Here is a 22,496-nt window from a genome sequence, read left to right on the forward strand (position 1 = left end):
ATTCATAATTCATAATTCTTAATTTAAAAAAGCCCTGCAGTCTGAAGCGCTTTCCCTTCATCCTGCGGGCTTTTCATCTAAAACCTGTAACAACTAATAGCCGGGGTTCTGTTTAAACTGCGGGTTCGCCCCCAGAATATCTCTTCCTATAGGAAATATCGCGGTATGATCATCTGCATCCGGTTGCTTATCCCACCAGGTACCCGTATTAAATACGCCCCAGCGCACCAGATCCGTACGTCTGCGATTTTCACCCAAAAACTCACGTCCCCATTCATCCAGTATCTCCTGGTCATTCAGCTGACTACCATCCGGTTTATACAGACTTGTAGACCCTTCCGGATAGTTACGCACACGCACTGCATTCAGTAACGCAGCTGCGCCAGCCTTATCACCTGAACGATACTTACATTCTGCCAGTGAATAGTATATTTCTGACAAACGGACCTCCGCATAAGCCGAGGTGATACGGTTAGGATCAGGCGTCGGATACACCGGATATTTGGCGAAGAACACACCTGAGTTATGGTCAGCATGGTTCATATTGGATTCTTTGTCTGCTACCGGCTGACCAGGCTTCGTGCCCAGAAACCAACCCACCTGATCGCGGATGAACAGTGGATAATCTCCCTTGTTGCCACGCACGGTATCCGGCACAGGATTGCCATTCACATTACGCTGGAAAGGCAGGTAACCATACAGGAACATGCCTTCACGTTTACTGTTGCCAAGATTCTTGTAAAGCTTCAGCCGCAGGTCATCCGGATAATGCTGAAACTTCACAAAAGGCTTACCCAGCTGGAAATTGTATTCAACACTGTCTACATTCCTGCCGGGTTGCAATGCAAACCTTGGATTAGACCTTCCAAAGTCCGTAAAGCCACAATACAACGGCGCCGCATCATAGGTCATCGCCCAGAAATACATACCGCCATCATACTGCCAGTGTGTACGGGACAGACTGGAAGGAAAGCCATAGATAGTTTCCGAATTCAGCGATGTATTGGTATAATCAAAAGGAGCATCCCAGCGGGTATCCAGCTGATAACTACCATATTTACCATCGATGATATCCTGACATACCGCCGCACAATCCGCATACCTGTCCTGTTTGATGTATGCCTGCGCATTGAGGTACAACCTTACAAGCAATGCCGCCGCTCCGGCCTGTGTCCATCTGCCAATACCTTTTTCTCCCAGTGTCTCACGTTTAGGCAGATCAGGCAACGCCGCTTTCAGTTCTTCCTCTATATATTTGAACATGTCGGCAGGCGCCACCTGCGGACCACTCACCGTCGTATTTTTTACATCGTCAACGATCACAATATTGCGGTAGAAGTCAAACGCCCTGATGTAAAACCAGGCACGCAGCGTTCTCAGTTCCGCTTTAAAATCAGCCAGCTCTGTCGGTGTGACGTTCAGTCTCGTCGGATCCGCGATTCCCTCCATGTCCTGCAGAGAGTTCGTCGCCAGTACAATACCCTGATAGAATGCCGTCCAGGCGCCATTGGTAAAGCCGTCCTGATTCGTCCAGGTATGATAATGCATACGCTGATAATAACCACCATCCTGCCAGTCACCCTGCCGGTTAAAAGTGCCTATTTCGTCCGTGCTGTTTTCACCTACCGCATAAACGTCATTTCCCTGGATACTCCAGTAAGCATGCTCAAAAGGGCGTAAGAAGTCCCTGATCACATCATCGCGTCTGGTCAGGAACTGCGACTCGTCGACCCTGTCATACACACTCTCCTCCAGTTTTGTACAGCTGCCCATTGTCATTGCAGTGATCAACGCAGCATTCATTATATATTTTCTATAGTTCTTTTTCATCTCTGTACCAGTTAATTGTTTAGAATGTTACCTGTAAGCCACCCAGTAACTGGATCGTTGCGGGGTAGAAGTTCAGATTACCCTGTACACCAGGCGTTAAGCCGTTAACAGGGTACAGATCAGGATCACCTCCCTTAAAGCTGGTGAAGGTATGCAGGTTGCTCGCCGATGCATACACCCTGAATGCATGCAGGTATTTGGAATTTACTTCACGGCCATAACCCAGCGATACGTTGTCGATCTTCACAAATGAACCCGATTCCAGGAAGTAGTCGGAAGCGAGGGAAGTAGTAGAAGAACTGGTCAGCTTAGCATACTTGCTCTTCGGATCGTAGGCGGATTTCAGCGTATTGGCATCGGATTGTGTAGCCGGCGTACCAACGTAGAAAGCCTGCATATTGAACAGCTTATAACCAAAGTTGCCCCTGAAGAAGATATTCAGGTCCCAGTTTTTATAACGGAAAGTGTTTCCCAGTGAGCCGGTGAATTTTGGCAGACCATTCCCTACAAACTGTTTATCATCTGCATTGGTCTGGTTAGCCGGTACGATTGTACCGTCTTTTTTGTAAGCCAGCAGTGCGCCATTCTCGTTTACACCGGCTGATTTCAGCATGTAAAAGTCCCCGATACGATGACCTTCCTGTAAACGTTGGATATTACCAGGACTACCCGGAGAAGGCAATCCTGCCACATCCTGGAACGGAGCTCCCTGGTACAGCTTATTGGAGAAAGAGACGAATTTGTTATTGTTTAAAGCCCCGGCTAAAGACACATTGTAAGTGAAGTCATTAGACCTTACCACAGCGCCATTCAGCTGGATCTCCAGCCCCGTATTCTTCATCGTACCCACATTGGTGAAGGTCTGTGATTGCGGATTAGGTGGCAAAGGCACATTGTAGTAACCCAGCAGGTCCTTGTTGGTACGTACATAGTAGTTCACCGAACCGGATAGACGACTGTTCAGCAGATCAAAGTCAAGACCTACGTTGAAGTTGATTGACTTTTCCCAGCCCAGGTTCGGGTTGATATTCTGTGAAGGCCCATACACCTGGTAAGTCGTACCATTGAAAGGGAAATAACCGTAACCACCATACAACAGCAATGACAGATAGTTACCAAAATCCTGGTTGCCGGTCACACCGTAATCGGCTCTCAGTTTCAGGTCATTCAGCCAGCTGATCTTATCCTTCAGGAAATCCTCGTCTGAGATCCGCCATGCGGCAGATACGGCCGGGAAACTACCCCATTTGTTGTTTCTGCCGAATTTGGAAGAACCTTCATGACGCAGACTCACCGTCAGGATGTACTTATTATCATAATCATAGTTGATCCTGCCAAAGAATGCTGCCAGTCTGGAGTCATTCTGCGTGGAAGACACTGCGCTCTGTCCGTTGCCTTTATCACCGCCATTCCAGGTACCGGAACCCAGATTGTTCCACAGGAAAGTATCGAATGGAAAATCGTAGTTGTTGGCTGCGAATTGCTGGTAGTTGAAGTAACTATAGGAATAACCGCCCAGGAACTTAAAGTGATTCCTGTTCAGGTTCAGCGCATAGTTGATCGTCCATTCCAGGTTACGCTGGTCGTTATCCTGCTGCTCCTGTGAAGCATAGTTCGTCTTTGTCACCTGTCCTGCATGCACAATGGTCGTCAGGGTAGAAGGTGAGAAGAACAGGTTCTTGTAGGATGACCGGATATTAGAGATCGTTACCATGGAATTCAGGTTCCTGGTGATATTCACCCGGAAGGAACCACTCATGTCCAGTTGTTTGATCTCTGCCTGACTCTTGATCAGCCTTGCGTTCTCCACCGGGTTATTCGAGAAGAAGCCGGTATTGATATAACGATAGCCGGTGCTGTCGTAAATAGGCAGCGTCGGATTCAGCGTAAGTGCATTATTGAAATTTCCCTGGTCTGCATTGCTGGTTTTCATATACCTGGGCGCCACATTGAAGGAAACAGTATAGACATCCTCTTTGGAGGTGTGATTCAGGTTCAGACGTGCGCCATATTCCTTTTTGGAAGCACGCAGGTCAATCCCGTTTGCATTTCTGTAATCGGCCGAAGCAAAATAGTTATCTCTGGCCGTTCCTCCGGAAATCTGCAGGGTATGTTTCTGCGCATACGCCGGTTCACGGGTCACCGATTTCATCCAGTCCGTATTACCGCCATAGTCAATACCCTGTGCCGGTGTAGCGCCAACACGGTACTTACGGAACTCTTCAGCAGTGAGTACATCCGGCTTCATGGTCAGACGGTCCATACTTACATATCCGCTGTACACCATTCTGGAATCGCCGCTACCTTTCCTGGTCGTGATGATGATCACACCGTTACTACCCCTCGTACCATAAATAGCCGAAGCCGCACCGCCTTTCAGTACGTCGATGGATTCGATATCGTTCTGATTGATGTTGTCGATATTACCGCCTGGTACGCCATTGATGACGTACAAAGGTCCAAGACCCGCACTACGGGAGGATACGCCTCTCAGCTGTATGCTGGGAGAGGAGTTAGGATCAGCCGTGGATGTATTGGATACCGTTAATCCGGCAACCTTTCCCTGTAAGGACATCAGTGGGTTGTTGGCGGCGACAGACTTCAGGTCCTCCGCCCGCACATGCGTGATAGCACTGGAGACTTCCCGTCTGTTTATCGTACCGTAACCCACACTTACTACTTCAACCCCTTTCAGATCACGGCTCAATGGCGCCAGTTTTATAGATAAAGTACTTTGGTTGGCAATAGCAACTGTTTGGGTTGCATAATCAATAGAGGAAAAAATAAGTTCCCTGGCACCGGCTGTGAGCGTCAGCCTGAAAACGCCGTTCACGTCAGTTGCAGTACCGGTTTTGGTACCTGCAATTCTGACAGTCACCCCTGGTAATGGACTGTTGCTGGACGAGTCAATAACTTTACCTTCTATGACCCTGTTTTGGGCAAGTACCGGGTAAACGTGGACTAAGATCAGGGCAAAGCAGCTCAGTAATCGTAGAATTTTTAAAAACATAACAGTCTACTTAATTGGTTCATAAACGCGAAATTTCATAGTTCATCGCTGCAGCTGATGAGTGTTGGTTCCAGTGCCGGTCATGGCATTTGAACTGGCTGACCAAATTAAGTCACGAATCAGGCGCATGCAGCCGGAGCCGGACCCTCCAACAGAAAAATCTAACCATTTTTTAGAATTTCTATCTGATAATCAATATCTTAGTCCAGGGTTTGTATAGAAAAATCTAAACCTATCCGACAGGTTTTCAAGGGATTAAGGGGAGAAAAAGAGGATTTTCCAACCTCCCGGTGATCTCCGGATCAGCCGGCAGAACAATACCGGAATTGTTTATAGCTTTCAGCTTGTCATCTGAAGAAGGGAAAAATTACGTACTACTTAAAAGAAGGATCTCACGTCCATATGGATAAATTATTAGTTGTTTGGTTTTTACTGCTTACTGGATTTAATGGATATGCGCAAACCGGTAAATCTGACAGTTTGCTAAACGTTCTGAAAATGGAATTGGGCAGTATCAGCCTTTACGACCAGGCAAAACAAACACATATCAACCAGCTGCGCACCCAGCTAGGTCATACTGATACCAGGAACATCCACGCACAGTTTAAGGTATGTGAGAAGATCTTTGAGGAATACCATTCCTTCAAATTTGATTCAGCATTTGTCTACGTCAGAAAGATGATCGATCTCGCTGCACAGTTTCATAAGACAGACGATCTGGTCCATAGCAAAATACTCCTGGGAACAATTTTGCTGAACACAGGTTTTTATAAGGAAGCATTCGATGTCGCTGATGACATAGATAGCAGCGGACTGTCCGATACGCTCAGGACAGATTACCTGATCCTGCGTGCCAGGCTCAATGCCGGCATTGCAGAGTATAATAATGATGCCTACTTTTCCGGACAGTATTACCAGCAGTCGGCGGCCGACTTTAAAACCGCCGAAACAGTTACCCCATCCAACGCATTTGAACAGACCATCAATCTGGCCTTTATACCGGATTCGGTAAGACAGCAACACCTGACACCTGACTTTTTCTTTAACACCATTATTCACCATCAACTGACCTATCACGGCGTAGCCATGGTCTCCACCAGGATCAGCTATGCCTATACAGGCTACGACCGGATCATGTTCCTGGCATTGGCCGCTATCAGTGATATCCGTTCTTCTACCAAAGAAACGCTCGCCATATTCCTGCTCGGACAGGAATTGTATAAGCTGGGAAGGACAAACGACGCCTACCTGTTCATGCAGGAAGCATCCAACAATGCGAGGTTCTACGGCACCAGGAACCGCGCCGTACAGATCGAAACCATGTTGCCACTGATAGCTGGTAAAGTGATCGATCAGAAACAACACGAAAAAGACAGACTATTAATAGGTCTGTTGCTTTTCCTGATCGTCGCAGTAGTATTGTTCTTCCTGCTGGTCATCTATCGCAAACAGATGCTGCGGATCAAAGAGAACGAACGGATGATCAAAGAAAAGAACAGTGAACTGCAAAACGTAAATGGACGACTCTGGGAATCCTCCAGGATAAAAGAAGAACTCATCGGACTGTTTTTCAAAACCTGTTCCTCTTATATTGAAACCCTGGACAGAATCAAACAACGTACGCTGCACAATATCAAACTGGGGAAATATAAAGATGTGACCCAGTTCCTGGAAGATGTACAGGTAGACGAGGAAAAGGAGAATCTGTACACCATGCTGGATACCGTGTTCCTGACCATGTTCCCCAATTTCATTACCGCTTTTAACGCATTGCTGAAGAAGGAAGATCAGATCTGGCCAAAATCAGGCGACACGCTCAATGCCACACTTCGCATCTTTGCACTCATACGCCTGGGTATCAACGAACAGGAAGCTATTGCTAAAATATTGGGTTACAGTGTCAGTACCGTCTACACCTATAAGATGCGGGTGAAATCCCGCTCCGTGGTGCCAGCCGGAGACTTTGAGCAGAAAATAATGGAGATCAAATTCATCGACAGTTACGATCATTGACCACAACTGTACCAAATAAAAAAGTGATACCCTTTTGAGAAGGTATCACTTTTTTTATGTCGTTCAGGATGATTACAAAGTCGGGTTCACACCGCCCATCAACCATCTGCCTGGCCTGTGTGCACCGGTCAGGTAAGACCTTGTCTGTTATTACAAAGTCAGTCTCACACCACCCATCAACCATCTGCCCGGCATTTGCGCACCTGTCAGATCAGCATATGTCTTATTGAAGACGTTGTCCGCTTCAACAGATAAGCTGAGCATATTCTTGATCACAAATACATCTGCTTTCACACTGGCGATAAAGTACTCTTTTGTCACTACACCCGCAATATTCGCTGCAGACTGAGGATCGCGTACTTTATACAAACCATTCGCGCTGATGGAGAACAATGAATTGCGATACTGCAACATACCATTCAACAGGAAACGCGCATGGGAAGAGATATAGAAAGAAGACTGTCCTTCCTGGATATCCGAATACAACCAGGTTGTACCGGCGGTCGCAGAAACCGTATGTTTTTCTTTATAGGTCTTCGTCCACTGGATATCTGTTTCCAGTCCGCTGGTCACCATTTTAGAAATATTGGTTGCCAGTGAATAAGTACCGGTAGGTGACAGGTTGTGTTTATACGGCATATTCGCATATGGCGTAGTCGCCCAGTCAATCAGGTCGTTATACCGGCGCTGAAACACGGTTGAAGACACACGGAGGGTTTTACCAAAGTAGTCAGCACCTGCCTCATAACTGAAGGAACGTTCCGCTTTCAGGTCGGGATTGCCGATCTTACCACTGGTGACGATCGGCTTGTTATTATTGTTGTAACGCTCGGTAAAGTCGGCATTACGGATGGTCTTACCCGCACTACCTCTTACCTGGAACTTTCCGGTACGGTAACTGGCATTCAGCTGAGGCACCAGTTCTGCACCACTGCGCTCATCCCAGTCCAGGCGTACCGCCGGACTCAATGTCAGCGCATCAAACAGGGTAGCGGTCATAGACACAAAACCAGCTGCCTGATTCACAGTATGATTCCCTCTGTCGTTGGAAACGATGTTTTTCTGCTGGAACTGTCCACCTGCTACGAGGTTGAGATCATTGCTGAAGGCATGCTCGTAGATCGCCAGGGACTGGAATAATTTGCTACGGTTGTCATTGGCTAAAGACACAGAATTGTACACATAGTGATCCTTCATGTTCTTGTAGCCGGCCATCAGATTGAAAGCATCTTTACCCTTACGATACTGGAGATTCAGCTGTTGCCACCAGGTGGACAGCTTCTCACTGGCAGTATCAGAAGCGAAAGTGGTGTAGAAGTTCTGCGCAGCAAATTTGCGGCTGTCATAACTTAAACGGTAAGACAGTTTCCAATTTTCGTTGAAACGGTAACTGGCAGAACCGGAAACGGTATGCAGGTGGAAATAACCATCGATGCCTCTTTGCGGCTGACCGTCAGCATTGTTGGTTTGTCCGCCGATATTCACCGCCAGTTTTTCCGTACTGTAATAAGCATTGGCGTTAGCGTTGAACAGCCCATATTCACCACCGGTTACACCTGCCGTGATCTTTCTGGTCGGCGTAGGCGTACCCGTACGGGCAAATGTTTTGGTGATGATGTGGATCACACCGCCTACCGCATCAGATCCATAGATGGCCGAAGAAGCACCTTTCAGGACCTCAATATGGTCAATTTCTGCCGGATTAACCGGTATATAGCTGCTGAAATGGCCCGTATTGGGGTCATTTACGCGTATTCCGTCAAGTATTACCAGTACCTGCTGAAAAGTACCACCCCTAATCACAATATCACTACCGGCGCCCATTGGGCCCTTTGCCTGCACTTCCACACCAGGAAGGTAACGCAGTACCTCGTCCACGGAGTGAACAGGCATTCTGGCGATATCCTCGCCTTTGATAACATAGAGGTTACGACCGGTTTTGGAGCTTACCACTGGATTGACAGTAGCGGTAACGGTGACTGCATCCAGATCACTTATCTTTTCCTGGGCCTTCAGTGTCAGCGTACAGAGTAAACTGGCGGCCACCGGCAAAGTTAATTTCGAAAACATGCTGTTTGGTTTGATATTGGCCGGCAAAGGTACAGGAAAAAAGCATCACTGCTGCGGTGTGTCTGGATGCAGAACGTATGTTACAACAACCAAAACGTCTGACTAAAGGCCCCGTTAGCAGCAATATCCCAGGCTTCCACACGTACCCATTTCCTGCCTTTCAGCTGACTGCTAAAGCGGAAGGTCTTCTCCCCAAAGGCTTCTGTATCTTTCAGGGATATCTTTTCCCTGTATACCTTGTCACCATCTCCGGAGATGATTTCCACGAAATTCATAGGGAAGGTCCACTGGAGTTGCAGGTCGATGGTAGCGGTACCATTGGCTGGCAACTGTAAACTATCTCCTGAAATATGACCATTTACCTTTAGCAGCGGCATCAGTACCTCTCCGGTACTGCTAAAGAAGCGTCCGTACTGCATCGCATCCAGGATCGGCTGCCAGCTCTCCTTATAGGCAGGACGTTTATCCAGCATGAGATAGTTGACATTCATATGGGCATACATCTCATTCTGGTGGGTGATGGTGAACAGGTCCGCTTCACTGATAACCGTCTTCTTCGTACCCCAGTTATTCATATCGTCCATCAGATCGAGCACCCTTTTGCCAAGACGGGGCTGTGAAAGATCGGCCGGCATCGCTTTCCACGCGGCGCCCATAAATCTGTCAGACAAAAAGAAATCCTCATGGTTATAGACATCAGGTGTATTGACAGAGCCCTTCGTCCGCGGATGCGCCGTCCATGCCAGTCCCTTTTCATCTTTGAGCAATTGCAGCATTTCTTCTTTATTGCCGACGTGATAGACTTTGCCATAACCAGGCTGTTCGCTCACGTAAGGTTGTCCGGGTTTCCGGGACATCACCCAGTATATCGGTTTAGGGAAGATATCCAGCCAGTGTCCGCCAAAGAACTCATTGGGTTCTTCACCAGGCAGGAGCAGGAAGGTATCGTCCGACTGCTTCTCACACAGATCAAAAAGGGCTTTCAGCTGTGGCAGACGCTTCTCATCTGGTCCGCGGGGATCGGCGGTATAATGGAATTCCGCCAGATGGACGATATCCACGCCCAGGTCTTTAAACACACCGACAAACTCAGGATGTGCTGGTACAGGCTTGCCGGACATGATCACATTCATCACAAATTCATTATGAAAGTGACTGGACATGGTCTTGAATCCTGGTAATGCCGCATAGTGGTCATTACGCGTAAATGCCTTCACACCGGAAAATGCAGCCGCATCGTCATCCTGGTTGAGCAGACAAAAGAAATTCAGTCGCTGCTGTGTGCCGGGAGGTGCATTGAACCAGGGTACGAAACGTTTGTCACCCTGCAATTCCTGCCGGATGCCAATACCATAGCCAGCTACCATCTTCCGGTACTGATTACCATACCAGGTGAAATCAAGATTGAATGCTTCATCCAATGGATAGAAGTATTGATGCGGAGGAGGGAATACCGCTAAAGTACCCTGTTTACCGGATGCCGCAATCGCCCTGTATTTTACTGCCTGATGGCGGGCGGTATCATTGGCGGCAACGGTCGTCTGTTGCAGACTATCCCCTGTATTCATCCAGGACACATGCTGCCAGTCGGGTTGTGCGCTGACCATACCCGCATCAAATACGACAGCTTTAGCGTCGGCCGCTGTACTGATCACAGCAGCTACGTTGAACAGCGGACTACCATTATAAAAAGTCAGCTCCAGCGTACCGGAAAACTTTTCAACGGATATCGGTCCGATGCTGGCAATCGTACGGCTGCCTTCGCTTCTTACAGCAACAGCTGTTTTCTGCATGTTCAGCGGATAACTCTGATAAGGCTTGTTCGGTACCTTGTCAAAGAAGATATTCCAGCCATTCTGCGACAGGAGATCTCTCTTACCTATTGTGACTACAAAGGCAGGATCTACATTGTGGGTGATCTCCTTTTGTCCCAGCGAAATGCTTTTGAAAAGTGGTTTACCAGGAGTGAGGTCCAGAACGATCTTCCCTTTGATGGACTCGCCAGCCGGCCAGCTGACTTCCAGGGAAGCACCTTTTTGAGACACTACTGCTCCGTTCGTTTTCTTAAAATTTTTCAGATCTGCTTTTGCCTGCGCATGGGCAAAAACGGTAACGAATAATGGAACTACGAGTAAAATGTGGAACTTCATGCATTGGGTTTATCCGCTCAATATAAGTCATAAGCACTTTACATGCAAACCCTTAGTGTCATTGTAACAGTTTTCATGTCGACCTGGACGTGATCAATGATAAAGTCATCATATCATCGTTGTCAAAATAAAAGCCGGAGATATGATCTCCGGCTTCGGTCCAGTCGCCAGGTAACGGCAAGCAATGTTACCTGACCACCGTCACTACACCCCTAAACAGGAATGTAGTACCATCTTCACACATCGTCTCCAATGCATATACATAAGTGCCTATCGGCGCTATCTGATTCTTCCATGTTCCATCCCATCCCGCAGTAGTGCTATTGATCGGGAAATGATTTCTTTCAAATACCAGGCTACCCCATCTGTCATAGATCCGCATCCATACTACCTCTTTTACGCCTCGTCCTTTCGGATAGAACCATTCATTTTTACCATCCCTGTTAGGTGTAAAAGCATTCGGCAGGAAGATGGCGCCCTGGTCACAGGTGATCTTCACAAATACATCATCCGTCGCTTTACAGCCAAAGTTGTTCTCTACCTCCACGGTATATCTGGTGGAGAGATTTGGCAGGGCTTCCGTAGTCGCACAGGTAGTACAATTCAGGTACTCCGGCGGGGACCAGTTCCATTGCACAATATCAGCGCTACCCTGGCCACTCAGTGTCACAGGCGTACCCGCCATTACAATACGATCGGCGCCGGCATTGATGGTAGGGGTCGGGTGTACGCTCACCACCAGCGAAGTATCATGTGTAAAGCAGCCATCCGCATCATAACCGGTCACTTTGTACGTATAGTCACCCAATGTCGTTAAAGTGGCGCGTGGTGACCCGCTGTTCACATTATCTAATCCTTCTCCCTGCCATACATAATGATCAGCGCCGCCAACCCATAAAGGCAATACGTGTCCCAGACAGATCGCCGTATCCGGCGTTGCCTGTATTGTAAATGGCAACACAACACGGATGCTGACATCACCGGTATTACTGCAGTTATTCGCATCCGTAACTGTCACCTGATAGTCCGTACTTTGTGTCGGCGTTGCAACCGGTGATGCTGATTGCGGATCGCTCAGTTCTCCGGCTGGCGACCATTGATACCTGACACCGCCGGTAGCGGTTAAAGTACTGGTACTTCCCAGACAAACGACTGTTGAAGTAGCCGTCGTGCTAACGCCTGGTTTTGGCAATATATTGATAGCCTGACGCGCCGTATCACTACAGCCATCCGGACTCATAACCGTAACCACCACTTCCGCTGTGCCGGTCTTACTGTATGTCTGGTCAGCCGGCGCTTTTACTTCGCTGCTGTTCCCATTGCCAAACGACCATTTCCAGCTTACATCATTCACCTTTGTGACGCTACCGCTGAAGGTTACCGGCGCATCCTGACAGCCCTGCAGAGGACCACTGATGGCCAATACCGGCTTAGGATAAGCATGTACGGTTTTGGTGACCGTCTGCACGCAGCCATAAGCCGTAGTGGTGGTCAGCGTGAAGTCATATCCCTGTGTTTTATCCAGGTAGAAGCGGGGAGTGGCAGTGGTGTCTTTTTCTGACCGCAGACTACCATCATACGTCCATTTATATTTCGCTTCTTTTTGTAACGTGTCAATAGAGTAGCTGTTGAACTTAGGCGTAAAGGAAATCCATCCTTCATCACATACAAAGGCCGGCTCAGCTGCCAGGTCTGTTTGCAGGTTATCTATGACGATCGGCTCATCCAGGAAGGCGGTACCCTTACAGCCCGACTGGTCAGAAAGGATCAGCCGGGGCTTATAAATACCAGGTTCTTTAAAGGTATGTTTGATGATAGAATCCGTTGTTTCCATGACAAAACCATCCGTAAAGTCCCAGGCGAAGTTTACCGCTGCTGTTGCCGATACACTGAACTCGATCTCCTTCGTAAGACAACCACCATTAGAGGATGTTGCAATCGCTGCATAAGGTCCTTTTACCTCTACTTCATGCTCATATTCATCTTCAGTTCCCGAATCTCCCATCACTTTCAGCTTCACTTTATATATGCCCGCATAGGTGTAGGTATGCGAAGGATTCGCTATCGTTGAGAAACTGCCATCACCAAAATCCCAATAGGAACTAACGTAATTCACAGAAGTATTCGTAAAACTGGCAATCACCGGCGGACAACCACTATTATTGACAAAGGTGGTCTTCGCCGTAAAGCTGGCACTCACACTGGATACTTTGATCTGCTTTTGCGCACTGTCACTGCAACCATTATTGTCTTTCACCAGCAGGGTGACAGTGTATAGCCCTTTGTTCGGATAGTTCCTGGACGGACTGGCTTCGGTGGACCCGCTGTTATCTCCGAAATCCCATTGATAACTGGCATTACCGCCTGTCTCAGTTGTATAGTTATAGAAATAGATATCGCCTCCCGGAGGGATCAGGGTTGCACTGGGTACAAAGTCGGCATTTGGCCCGTTTACCTGTACATAGTCGCCGGTGAAGGTACTGCTACAGCCATCCGCATCGGTCACCGTCATCCGGGGGAAGAAGTAGCCGGACTTATTGTAAGTATATTTGAAAGGAGGAGCAGTGTACAATTTTGATGGATTACCATCTCCGAAATCCCAGCTCCATGTTTTGATCGCTTTCCCTTTGGAAGTATCCGTCTGGTCTGTAAAGGTCAGCTCCGCACCACGACATTCCGGTGTAGTGGGGGAACGGAATTTTGCAACTGGTCCGTGTACATTTACAACCAGGCTGTTACTGGTGTCAATACAGTATTGCCGGTTGTAGGCAATGAAACGGATGGTATCCTTACCAGGGGCCAGATTTGAGAAACTTGTATTAAAACTGCCATAGTACGACTTGCCATCAGAGGAAAGCCAGGTGTAATTTAACTCATATAATTTGGTATCAATAGAACTGACACTTGCCATCAATGATTCGTTTGTACACAAGGTTGATTTATCCGCTGTAATAGTGATCGGCGAAGGCGCCAGTATAGTAGCCATCATAGAATCTGTACTGGTACAGCTACCATCTGTAACGGTCAGTTTGACGAGGTAATCGCCCGTTTTATTATATTGGTGTTTGACCGGGCTTGTCTTTGTCGTATAGGTATTCTCCTTACCATCTCCCCAGTTCCATTTCCAGCTGCTAATGGTACCCAGTGACTGTTCATCGAAGGTGGCCATTGTACGGTTCTCACAATCGATGTTTTGTCTGCTGAAACGGGGGAAAGGATTAACGGCTTTGATATAGGCCGTTTTGGTGATTGTTTCATAACACCCGTTATTAGACACTGTCAGACTCACAGTATAAGTACCTGGCTCTCTGTAGCTGTGCGATACGTTCTGCGTACTATGTTCATCGATAGTGCCATCGCCGAAATTCCAGGTCCAGGTGCTGGCAACGTCGCTTGTTCCGTTAAAATGTACCCAGTTATTACCACAGATCTGTGGTGCTTCCGGAGAGGAAAAATCAGGCGTTGGCTTTTTATAGATATTAATTACCAGATACGAGGTTAAGGGCACGGTACCTTTACAACCATTGCTGGTGACATAGGTCAGCATAACAGGAAAAGAGCCTTCCCTGGTGTAGGTATGTGAAGGCGTCGGATCTGTTGATTTCGGACTCCCATCTCCAAAATCCCATTCATAACTGACAATGGCGTCACCCGTACTGATAGCCGCACTGAATGCAGGGGTTAATCCCACACAACCATGCGGTACACTCGTATATACCACGACCTCAGGTTTAACCACATTTATCTGGTGGGCGACAGTACTGGCACACCCATTGGCGTTGCTGGCAGTAAGTTTTATATTAAAATATCCCAGGGTGTTATAAATGACATTTGGATTTTGCAGGGTAGATGTTTGTCCGTTACCAAAGTCCCAGGCCCAGCTGGTCGCATCTGTGGATTGATTCGTCAGTTTAACAGTAGCAGGTACATCACAGATCGCCGCCTGGCCCGTTACAAATTCTGCTTTAGGCGCTGCTTTTACAACATAATCTTTAGTAATGGTTTGATGACATTTATCGTAGTCCGCCGTCATCGTCACCTTTACAGTACCCGCACCCGCAGGATAATAATTAGCCGTTGCATCATAATCATAGATATTTCCTTTATCAACACTCCAGGTGATGCTGTTAGTCTGCGGAACAGTGTTGGCGGTGAAAGTCGCGGTATTATTATCACAGATACTGGCGGGTAGTGTGAAATCCGTTTTAAAGTTGGCTACATTGATCTCTTCAGAGGTTTGGGTACTGGTACAACCTTTATCACTGGTGACGGTCAGTTTGACCTTATAATTGCCCTTTGTGGTATAGTTATGCGTACCGGGATTGGCACCGGCAGCAGTGCCGCCATCGCCAAAGTCCCATTTATAGGTCAGGTTGCCTGGTCCGGTGGAACTATTGGTAATTGTCACCGCGCCGGGAGCCGTACAAAGGAATTTGTCAGACACGCTGAAGCTGGCTTTCAGCGCATCAGATACATTGACAACATTACTGATCTGTTTAGACGCAGTACAACCATTACTGGTAGTAATACTCAGCGTAACCGTAGGTGATAGTACGTTGTTGTAGGTATGTACCGGCTTATTGCCGGAACCGGTGGCGCCATCACCGAAATCCCAGGTGTAAGCAGTGATGGTACCATTTACAGGATTGGATTTATCGGTGAAAGTAACGTCGAGCGGTATACATCCTTTCGCCGGACTAACCGTAAAATCAGGCACCGGTTTGGCCCATACGGTGACACTCTTCGTAACAGAGCTGGTATTGCCCGCAGCATTCTTCACCGTAAGTGTTACCTGATAGGTGCCAGGCGTTGTATAAGACGCACCGGGGCTCTGCTCCGAAGAAGTAAAACCATTGCCCAGGTTCCATTGCCAGGACACAGGATTACCGCTGGAGTTATCATTGAACTTCGTAATGAGACTTTCGCAATCACTGTTTTTACTTGGAGTAAAGTCCGCATTTATTTGCGCGCACAGTGGAACGCTCAGCAAAAGCATTATACAAAGTACAGCACAGGTAATGGCAACGCGCAGCGTCGCCCTGGTATGAAGGGACATAACTCTAAAGTTCAGCACATGAAAAGTAAGGCAAAAGTCCTAAATTATTGGCAATGAATCATATGTGCGCTCGTTAACGTTTTGTAAATCACGATAGGGCAGCAGTGAATAATGAACACTTGTCTTTGTGAATGTTGTTTTAATGGGTAACGTTTTTCGTATATATCAATGAGGAATTAATTGCCAATGAGGAAAAAAGAGGCATTATGATCTATCAAAACAGGCAATAAAGGTTACGTTGCCGCCTATTTGTTTTACTACGGACAAAGTTTATAAGCGTATTTTCAGAGAAGATTATTCTTCATCTAATAAGACAGGTAATTTTTCTGCAGCGTATTCAATCGCTTCTACAGGTGACAGAAATCGTTTAGGAGTATTATCTTCCCCTTTAAACACTTTCCCTGGCATTTTCCCTGGTTCATGTGAACTCGCTTCAACAGGAGGCTCCTGAGAGCTATAATAGGCAATAAAATATTCAGCAGGCAAAATATTAGGATTCCCTTCCTGTGCATCCACTGCCTCAACGACTACCCACACATCCTCTCCGTTAATACTTAGTTTTTCAGTCATAATAAATGTTTTAAATCAACACCACATAATTGTGCCAGTACTGACAGATTAAAGGAACAAGAGGAGGGGTTGGATGGCAATAGCCTGTTTTTTTCAAAATAGTGGATGTTTATACACAGGATAGCACCATGTGACGCAAAAGGCAACATTCAGTTAACATTCGAAGTGTATATTGTAAATCTAGCACTTGTGTCGTATGAGATATAGCACCTGTTTTTTTCTCATCTTCCTGCTTGCCTGTAGCAACAGGCAAAATGCAGTTAAAATAAAAGGCTCTGATACAGAAGTTAACCTGGCCGTTGTATTAGCAGAGCATTTCTATAAAAAGAACACCCATCGCAGCCTGGCTATTTCCGGGGGAGGCTCAGGATTGGGTATCGCATCCCTGCTGAACGGACAGGCAGATATGGCCAATTCCAGCCGGCCATTGACACAGGAAGAAAAAGACTTATTCGGTAAACGGGGTATTACACTCAAAACGGTTGTGTTTGCAGAAGATGCTACCGCTTTCATCGTACATAAAGATTTTCCGGTCGATTCTATTAATGTGCGGGCACTGGCTGATCTGCTAAGTGGTAAATCCAGGACCTGGCAACAGGTAACGGGGCAGGCAACAGCTGTAAATATTTACGGCAGACAGAATAACTCCGGTACCTATTCCTTTGTACAGAAGAAGCTGGGTATTCAGTTCAGTTCAGATGCAAAGGAGATGAATGGAAATGCCCAGATCATAGAGGGTATTAAAACAGATGAATCAGGTATAGGCTATGTCGGCGCAGGATATATCATGCATGATAGTGCAGGAGAACAGGGCGTAAAGGTCCTGCGGATCACAGATAGCCCCGGGAAGAAAGCCATTTCTCCATTAGATGCCGCAGCCATCGCCGCACACCGGTATTTCTTTCAGCGCCCCCTGTATCAGTTTATACTTAGCAGCTCCTGGCCAAAGGCAGCGCCATTTATCGACTTTGAGAAGAGTAAGGAAGGACAGGAGATCATCCGGAATTCCGGCTATTATATCATTGACTAAATCTTGCTATATGAAACTAGCTGCCAGAGAAAGAACAGACCGCCTTGTGAAATTGCTCTTCCGTGCCACGGGTTTACTGGTGATCATGATACTGGGAGGCATTCTGCTGATGCTGGTATGGAATACCTGCTCCTTTTTCCTGAAAGTCAAACCGCTCGATTTTATCACAGGTACCCAATGGAATCCGACTTCCGGCAACGCACGTTATGGCCTTTTACCATTACTGACCAGCACCGCCCTGGTGACCCTGGGCGCCATGATCATTGCGATTCCCCTGGGGATCGGTACCGCTGCATTTATCTCCGAATATGCCGGTAAACGACTCCGGAGTATCTTAAAACCCCTGATCGAATGCCTGGCAGCAGTCCCTTCTGTAGCCATCGGCTTTCTGGGGATTGTGTTTGTCGGTCCGCAGATCGCCAGTATGGCGAATCAGGCAAACGGCTTAAATGCGCTGAACGGAGCCATATTACTCGCCATCATGGCATTGCCAACTATCATAACAGTCACAGAAGACGCCTTACAGGCATTACCGCAAACCTACAGAGAGGCCAGTTACGGCGTCGGCGCCAGCAGGTGGCAAACAGTACGTAAAGTGGTGATACCAGCCGCTGCTCCGGGTATTATTGCGGCGGTCATGCTGGGTGTGGGAAGGGCGATCGGGGAAACAATGACCGTATTAATGGCTACTGGTAATGCGGCTGCTTTCCCTAAGGGCTTTTTTCACTCCGTACGTACCATTACAGCGACCATCGCCATTGAGATGGGAGAGGTGCCGTATCAGACCACCCACTACTATGCCTTGTTTGCCATTGCCGCCGTGTTATTCCTGGTAACACTGCTGGTGAATCTCGTAGGAGAGTATTTCGTCAACCGTTACAGAAAATATCAGGCCGCGTAATGAAAAAACTGTCGCCAATTATAGAGTGGTTCACACTCCTGTTTTGTACAGGTACCGTACTCGCATTCCTGGTCATCATCTTGTATGATCTGATCAGCAGCGGAATGCCAGCTTTGTCCTGGAAGTTTGTGTCAGCCCTGCCTTCAAACGGGATGACAAAAGGAGGCATTTTACCAGCCATCACCGGGACTGTAATACTGACCCTACTGACAGCTGTAGTGGCTGTTCCGCTGGGAATCAGCTGTGCCATCTACCTCAATGAATATGCACCGGACAACTGGGTAACACGCCTTATCAGGGCCTCTATCCGTAACCTGTCAGGCGTACCATCCATTATCTATGGTTTGTTTGGTCTGGCGCTCTTTGTAAAAGGCATGCATATGGGCACATCGGTCATTGCTGCCGGGCTCACCCTCGGACTATTATCGCTCCCTTATATCATCTCCACCACGGAAGAAGCATTACGGCGTATTCCGGCCAGTACGCGTGAAGCAGCATTAGGTATCGGTGCTACGCAGTTTGAGTCAATCCGGGATGTCGTGTTGCCTTCCGCCTTACCAGGTATATTGACAGGCGTCGTGCTGACATTGTCCAGGGCAGCAGGAGAAACAGCACCGATCCTGTTTACAGGTGTCGCATTTTATATTACCGGTTCATCCGGTTTCCTGAACCAGGAATTTATGGCCCTGCCTTATCATTTGTACATGCTATCTACGCAGCATCAGTCAATAGTGGAGGTTCGGCCCCTGGCATATGGTACAGCGCTGGTATTGATAATAGTCGTATTCCTGCTCAACTTAACAGCATTTTATATTCGTTATAAGCATAGTAATAATGAGTGAAGAGAAGATTAAGCTGTCAGCAGCAGGCGTGAACCTCTGGTTTGGCAATAAACAGGTATTGAAGCAGATAGGTGTCAGCTTCCCCGAGAATAAAGTGACAGCGCTGATCGGTCCTTCCGGATGTGGAAAGAGTACCCTGCTGCGTTGTTTTAACCGGATGCATGACCTCTCTCCGGATGCAAAAATAGAAGGACAATTCCTGTTGGGTAAACAGGACCTGTACAACCGCGATATCTCTGTTACGCAGGTGCGCCGAAGGGTAGGTATGGTATTTCAGAAAGCAAATCCCTTCCCGAAAAGTATCTATGAAAACATCAATTACGGTCTTAAACTAAACGATATACCAGCCAGTGAAAGACTGGGCATCATAGAGAGTGCGCTGAAAGAGAGCTTTCTGTGGGAAGAGGTAAAAGATGATCTGAAAAAGCCCGCTACCCGCTTATCAGGTGGTCAGCAACAAAGATTATGTATCGCAAGAACAGTTGCATTGCGTCCGGAAGTGATCCTGATGGATGAACCCTGTTCCGCACTGGACCCTATCAGCACGGGAAAAATTGAAGACCTCATCAAAAAATTACAGCAGCAGTATACTATTGTGATCGTTACGCATAATATGCAACAGGCACAGCGTGTAGCGGATAAAACAGTATTCATGTACCTGGGAGAAGTGGTAGAAGCAGGTAATACAAAGGATATTTTTGATCATCCACAACAGGAACTGACGGCCAATTATGTCAGGGGGCATTTTGGTTGATAGTTGCCGGAAGCGTATCGTATTCGCTGATCTTCCGGTGATGCCATGTTTGGCATTACCCTGAATTTTTCGTATTCTACATAAAAAAGCACATGTCTCTTGAAAAGCAATCCGTCCAGGTCATCGTACCTGACGCAGGTAAGGCCGTTTCAATGATGGGAGATTCCTATCGCATCGTCATCTCAGGTGCAGCTACGCAAAATGAATTCGCTGTGATAGATATGCTGGTCCCTCCGGGCGGTGGTCCTAATCCGCATGCACACAAAGACATTCATGAGTCTTTTTACGTGATGGATGGCGAGGTGGAGTTCATGACAGAAAATGGTCCTGTACACGCTACTGCGGGTACTACTATCTTGATACCCAAAGGAGGAGCCGTACATAATTTCAAAAATAAGTCAGATAAAATTGCGCGTCTCTGGTGTACAGTCGTACCCGCAGGGCTCGATCAGTTTTTTGAAGAAGTGGGTACACCGGGAACTTTTGGTACTTTCCTGCCGCCTGCACCGCTGACAAAAGAAGATATCTCCCGGCTGGAGCATATTGCAGAGAAATATGGCCAGGAGATTTATCCGCCGGATTACTGGGAAGAGAAGCACTAAGAATGCATCGTTATAATATCCGCTGCCAGGAAGTACTTCCCGACAGCGGATCAACAATCAATCCCTAATATTTCCCACCATGGCCATGGCCACTGTTGTCTTTCTTTTCAGGAATGAGCTTAAGCACTTTACCTGTATTGCCAGTCGGACCAGCCACTCCGGAGACTGTCAGATATACTTCTCCATCCAGGTCCTGTCCGAAACCTTTCAGATAATAGCCAATATCATTAGGCCGGTCTTTTAAGATCAGTTCTTCAAAAGACCACAAACCGCTGCCCGCCGGACTGCTCATATAGAGTTCTGCATTAGGTGTGCCACCGGGTTGCGAGAAGATGCCAAAGATGTATTTACCTCTCAGTTGCGGAAGATCATTTCCACGATATACATTTCCCCCGATAATCGTCGTTGCCTTGCCGCCTTTAGGATTACTGGCATTATTCATTTCAATCACCGGATCTATCAGTTGTTTACCCATCGTATCCTGTACGGGACAGCCTGGTAGTTCGACCGTATTATTCGCAGCATCAAAACAATGTGTACCTTCTTTCACATTCCAGCCATAGTTACCTCCTTTGGTCACCACATCTATTTCCTCGTAAAGGGCCTGTCCGGCGTCACCTACATATAGCCAGTGCGAACCACCCATATCAAAGGAGAAGCGGTAGGGATTACGGAAACCATATGCCCAGATTTCATCTTTTCCGGGTTTACCTACAAAAGGATTGCTGGCCGGAATGCTGTACGGATTGCCACTATTGACATCTATCCGCAGGATATTCCCAAAGAGGTTAGCTTCGATATCCTGACCGTTGCCGCCCTGATTGGTCGCATACCAGTCTTCCACATGACCAGGAGCCACATCATTTGCAGCGCCGCCATCGCCAATAGCAATATAGAGATAACCGTCTTCTCCAAAACCAATAGCCCCGCCATTGTGGTTACTCTGCGGATCATCCAGTTCAAGGATCACTTTTTCAGTACTGAGATCAGCTATATTGGGATTAGCAGCAGAAGCACTGAACTCAGAAATACGGCTCAGGTTATTCCAGTTACCGCCGCCGCTGGGACCACCCGGACGAGGAGGCAACGTGTAATAAATGTAGAACTTGCGGTTATTGCGGAAATTGGGATGAAAAGCAAATCCCAGCAGACCGCGTTCGTCATAACCCGGATTGAGACCAACCATTTTGCCGGTCACATCCAGAAAGGGAGTAGGTAGTTGTGTACCATCCTCATCCACGATCCAGATTTTTCCTACCTGGTCATGAATAAATAAGCGGTGACTACGATCCGGTGCTTCTACCAGTCCAAGAGGGGACACGAGGTTTTCTGCAATTACTTTTGTGTCTACAGCTGTAGGTGGTTTGTCGTCATCTTTTTTACATCCTGGAAATGCAAACAGTACAGTCAACAGGGCAACTGAAATAGGGCCAGTAATGCGGCTCAGCATGCAGTTGGCTTTAGTGGAATTGATCTTCATAAATAATCGATTTAAGATTGTTAAGAAATCATCAATTGATCAAGCTTATGATAGGCAATCGGGGCGGTATGATGATTTTCTTTACCGGTGGGTGCTGTTGTTCAGGCTCATGGATACAAAAGGGGTAAAGAAAAGATATGGCGCGTTACTATATTAATACGGAGATAAATAAAAAGGGTTGCCTTACC

13 protein-coding genes are annotated in these 22,496 nt (G+C 47.3%); 6 read left to right on the plus strand and 7 right to left on the minus strand.

The annotated features are described in order from the left end of the window. Positions 1-93 precede the first annotated feature (93 nt). Together BMZ72_RS04965 and BMZ72_RS04970 are read right to left on the minus strand one after the other, a co-directional pair. Entirely contained in the window at positions 94-1,830 is a 1,737-nt protein-coding gene (locus BMZ72_RS04965; RefSeq protein ID WP_089805837.1) for a RagB/SusD family nutrient uptake outer membrane protein, read from the minus strand. A gap of 19 nt (positions 1,831-1,849) precedes the next feature. After that, positions 1,850-4,840, minus strand: coding sequence for a SusC/RagA family TonB-linked outer membrane protein (locus tag BMZ72_RS04970; protein WP_089805839.1), 2,991 nt, complete (start codon positions 4,838-4,840; stop codon positions 1,850-1,852). A 498-nt stretch (positions 4,841-5,338) separates the two neighbouring features. On the opposite strand from BMZ72_RS04970, the gene BMZ72_RS04975 reads away from it, so the two are divergent. Further along, positions 5,339-6,853 carry a DUF6377 domain-containing protein gene (locus BMZ72_RS04975; protein WP_255373110.1) on the plus strand — a complete coding sequence of 505 codons (1,515 nt, stop codon included), beginning with the start codon at positions 5,339-5,341 and terminating at the stop codon, positions 6,851-6,853. Positions 6,854-7,003: 150 nt separating this feature from the next. On the opposite strand, the gene BMZ72_RS04980 is transcribed toward BMZ72_RS04975, so the two are convergent. The 4 genes from BMZ72_RS04980 to BMZ72_RS04995 form a co-directional block, all read right to left on the minus strand. Beyond that, on the minus strand, positions 7,004-8,923 hold the full coding sequence (locus BMZ72_RS04980; RefSeq protein ID WP_089805844.1) for a TonB-dependent receptor plug domain-containing protein: 1,920 nt from the start codon (positions 8,921-8,923) through the stop codon (positions 7,004-7,006). An 80-nt stretch (positions 8,924-9,003) separates the two neighbouring features. Continuing rightward, positions 9,004-11,073, minus strand: a complete 2,070-nt coding sequence (locus BMZ72_RS04985) for a CehA/McbA family metallohydrolase domain-containing protein (RefSeq protein ID WP_089805845.1) — start codon at positions 11,071-11,073, stop codon at positions 9,004-9,006. Positions 11,074-11,260: 187 nt separating this feature from the next. Next, complete coding sequence (locus BMZ72_RS04990) at positions 11,261-16,129, minus strand: PKD domain-containing protein (RefSeq protein WP_255373111.1); 4,869 nt, start codon at positions 16,127-16,129, stop codon at positions 11,261-11,263. Positions 16,130-16,423: 294 nt separating this feature from the next. Then, a complete protein-coding gene (locus tag BMZ72_RS04995; RefSeq protein ID WP_089805847.1) occupies positions 16,424-16,699 on the minus strand; it encodes a hypothetical protein in 276 nt (91 codons plus the stop codon). Positions 16,700-16,895: 196 nt separating this feature from the next. On the opposite strand from BMZ72_RS04995, the gene BMZ72_RS05000 reads away from it, so the two are divergent. The 5 genes from BMZ72_RS05000 to BMZ72_RS05020 all read left to right on the plus strand — a co-directional run bounded on the left by BMZ72_RS05000 (position 16,896) and on the right by BMZ72_RS05020 (position 20,828). After that, positions 16,896-17,729 carry a substrate-binding domain-containing protein gene (locus BMZ72_RS05000; protein ID WP_089805849.1) on the plus strand — a complete coding sequence of 278 codons (834 nt, stop codon included), beginning with the start codon at positions 16,896-16,898 and terminating at the stop codon, positions 17,727-17,729. A 10-nt stretch (positions 17,730-17,739) separates the two neighbouring features. Then, positions 17,740-18,630, plus strand: a complete 891-nt coding sequence (gene pstC / locus BMZ72_RS05005) for a phosphate ABC transporter permease subunit PstC (protein WP_089805851.1) — start codon at positions 17,740-17,742, stop codon at positions 18,628-18,630. Next, on the plus strand, positions 18,630-19,472 hold the full coding sequence (pstA, locus tag BMZ72_RS05010) for a phosphate ABC transporter permease PstA (RefSeq protein ID WP_089805853.1): 843 nt from the start codon (positions 18,630-18,632) through the stop codon (positions 19,470-19,472). Before pstC ends, pstA begins: the two co-directional genes overlap by 1 nt. Further along, positions 19,465-20,226 carry a phosphate ABC transporter ATP-binding protein PstB gene (gene pstB / locus BMZ72_RS05015; RefSeq protein ID WP_089805855.1) on the plus strand — a complete coding sequence of 254 codons (762 nt, stop codon included), beginning with the start codon at positions 19,465-19,467 and terminating at the stop codon, positions 20,224-20,226. The genes pstA and pstB overlap by 8 nt, the downstream gene beginning before the upstream one ends. 92 nt (positions 20,227-20,318) lie before the next feature. Further along, complete coding sequence (locus BMZ72_RS05020) at positions 20,319-20,828, plus strand: cupin domain-containing protein (protein ID WP_089805857.1); 510 nt, start codon at positions 20,319-20,321, stop codon at positions 20,826-20,828. Between the two features lie 64 nt (positions 20,829-20,892). Here BMZ72_RS05020 and BMZ72_RS05025 read toward each other — a convergent pair whose 3' ends face one another. Then, the gene (locus tag BMZ72_RS05025; protein ID WP_089805859.1) at positions 20,893-22,308 is read right to left on the minus strand and encodes a PQQ-dependent sugar dehydrogenase; all 1,416 of its coding nucleotides are present in this window, start codon (positions 22,306-22,308) and stop codon (positions 20,893-20,895) included. Positions 22,309-22,496 lie beyond the last annotated feature (188 nt).

Source organism: Chitinophaga sp. YR627, assembly GCF_900114995.1.
Classification (GTDB): domain Bacteria; phylum Bacteroidota; class Bacteroidia; order Chitinophagales; family Chitinophagaceae; genus Chitinophaga.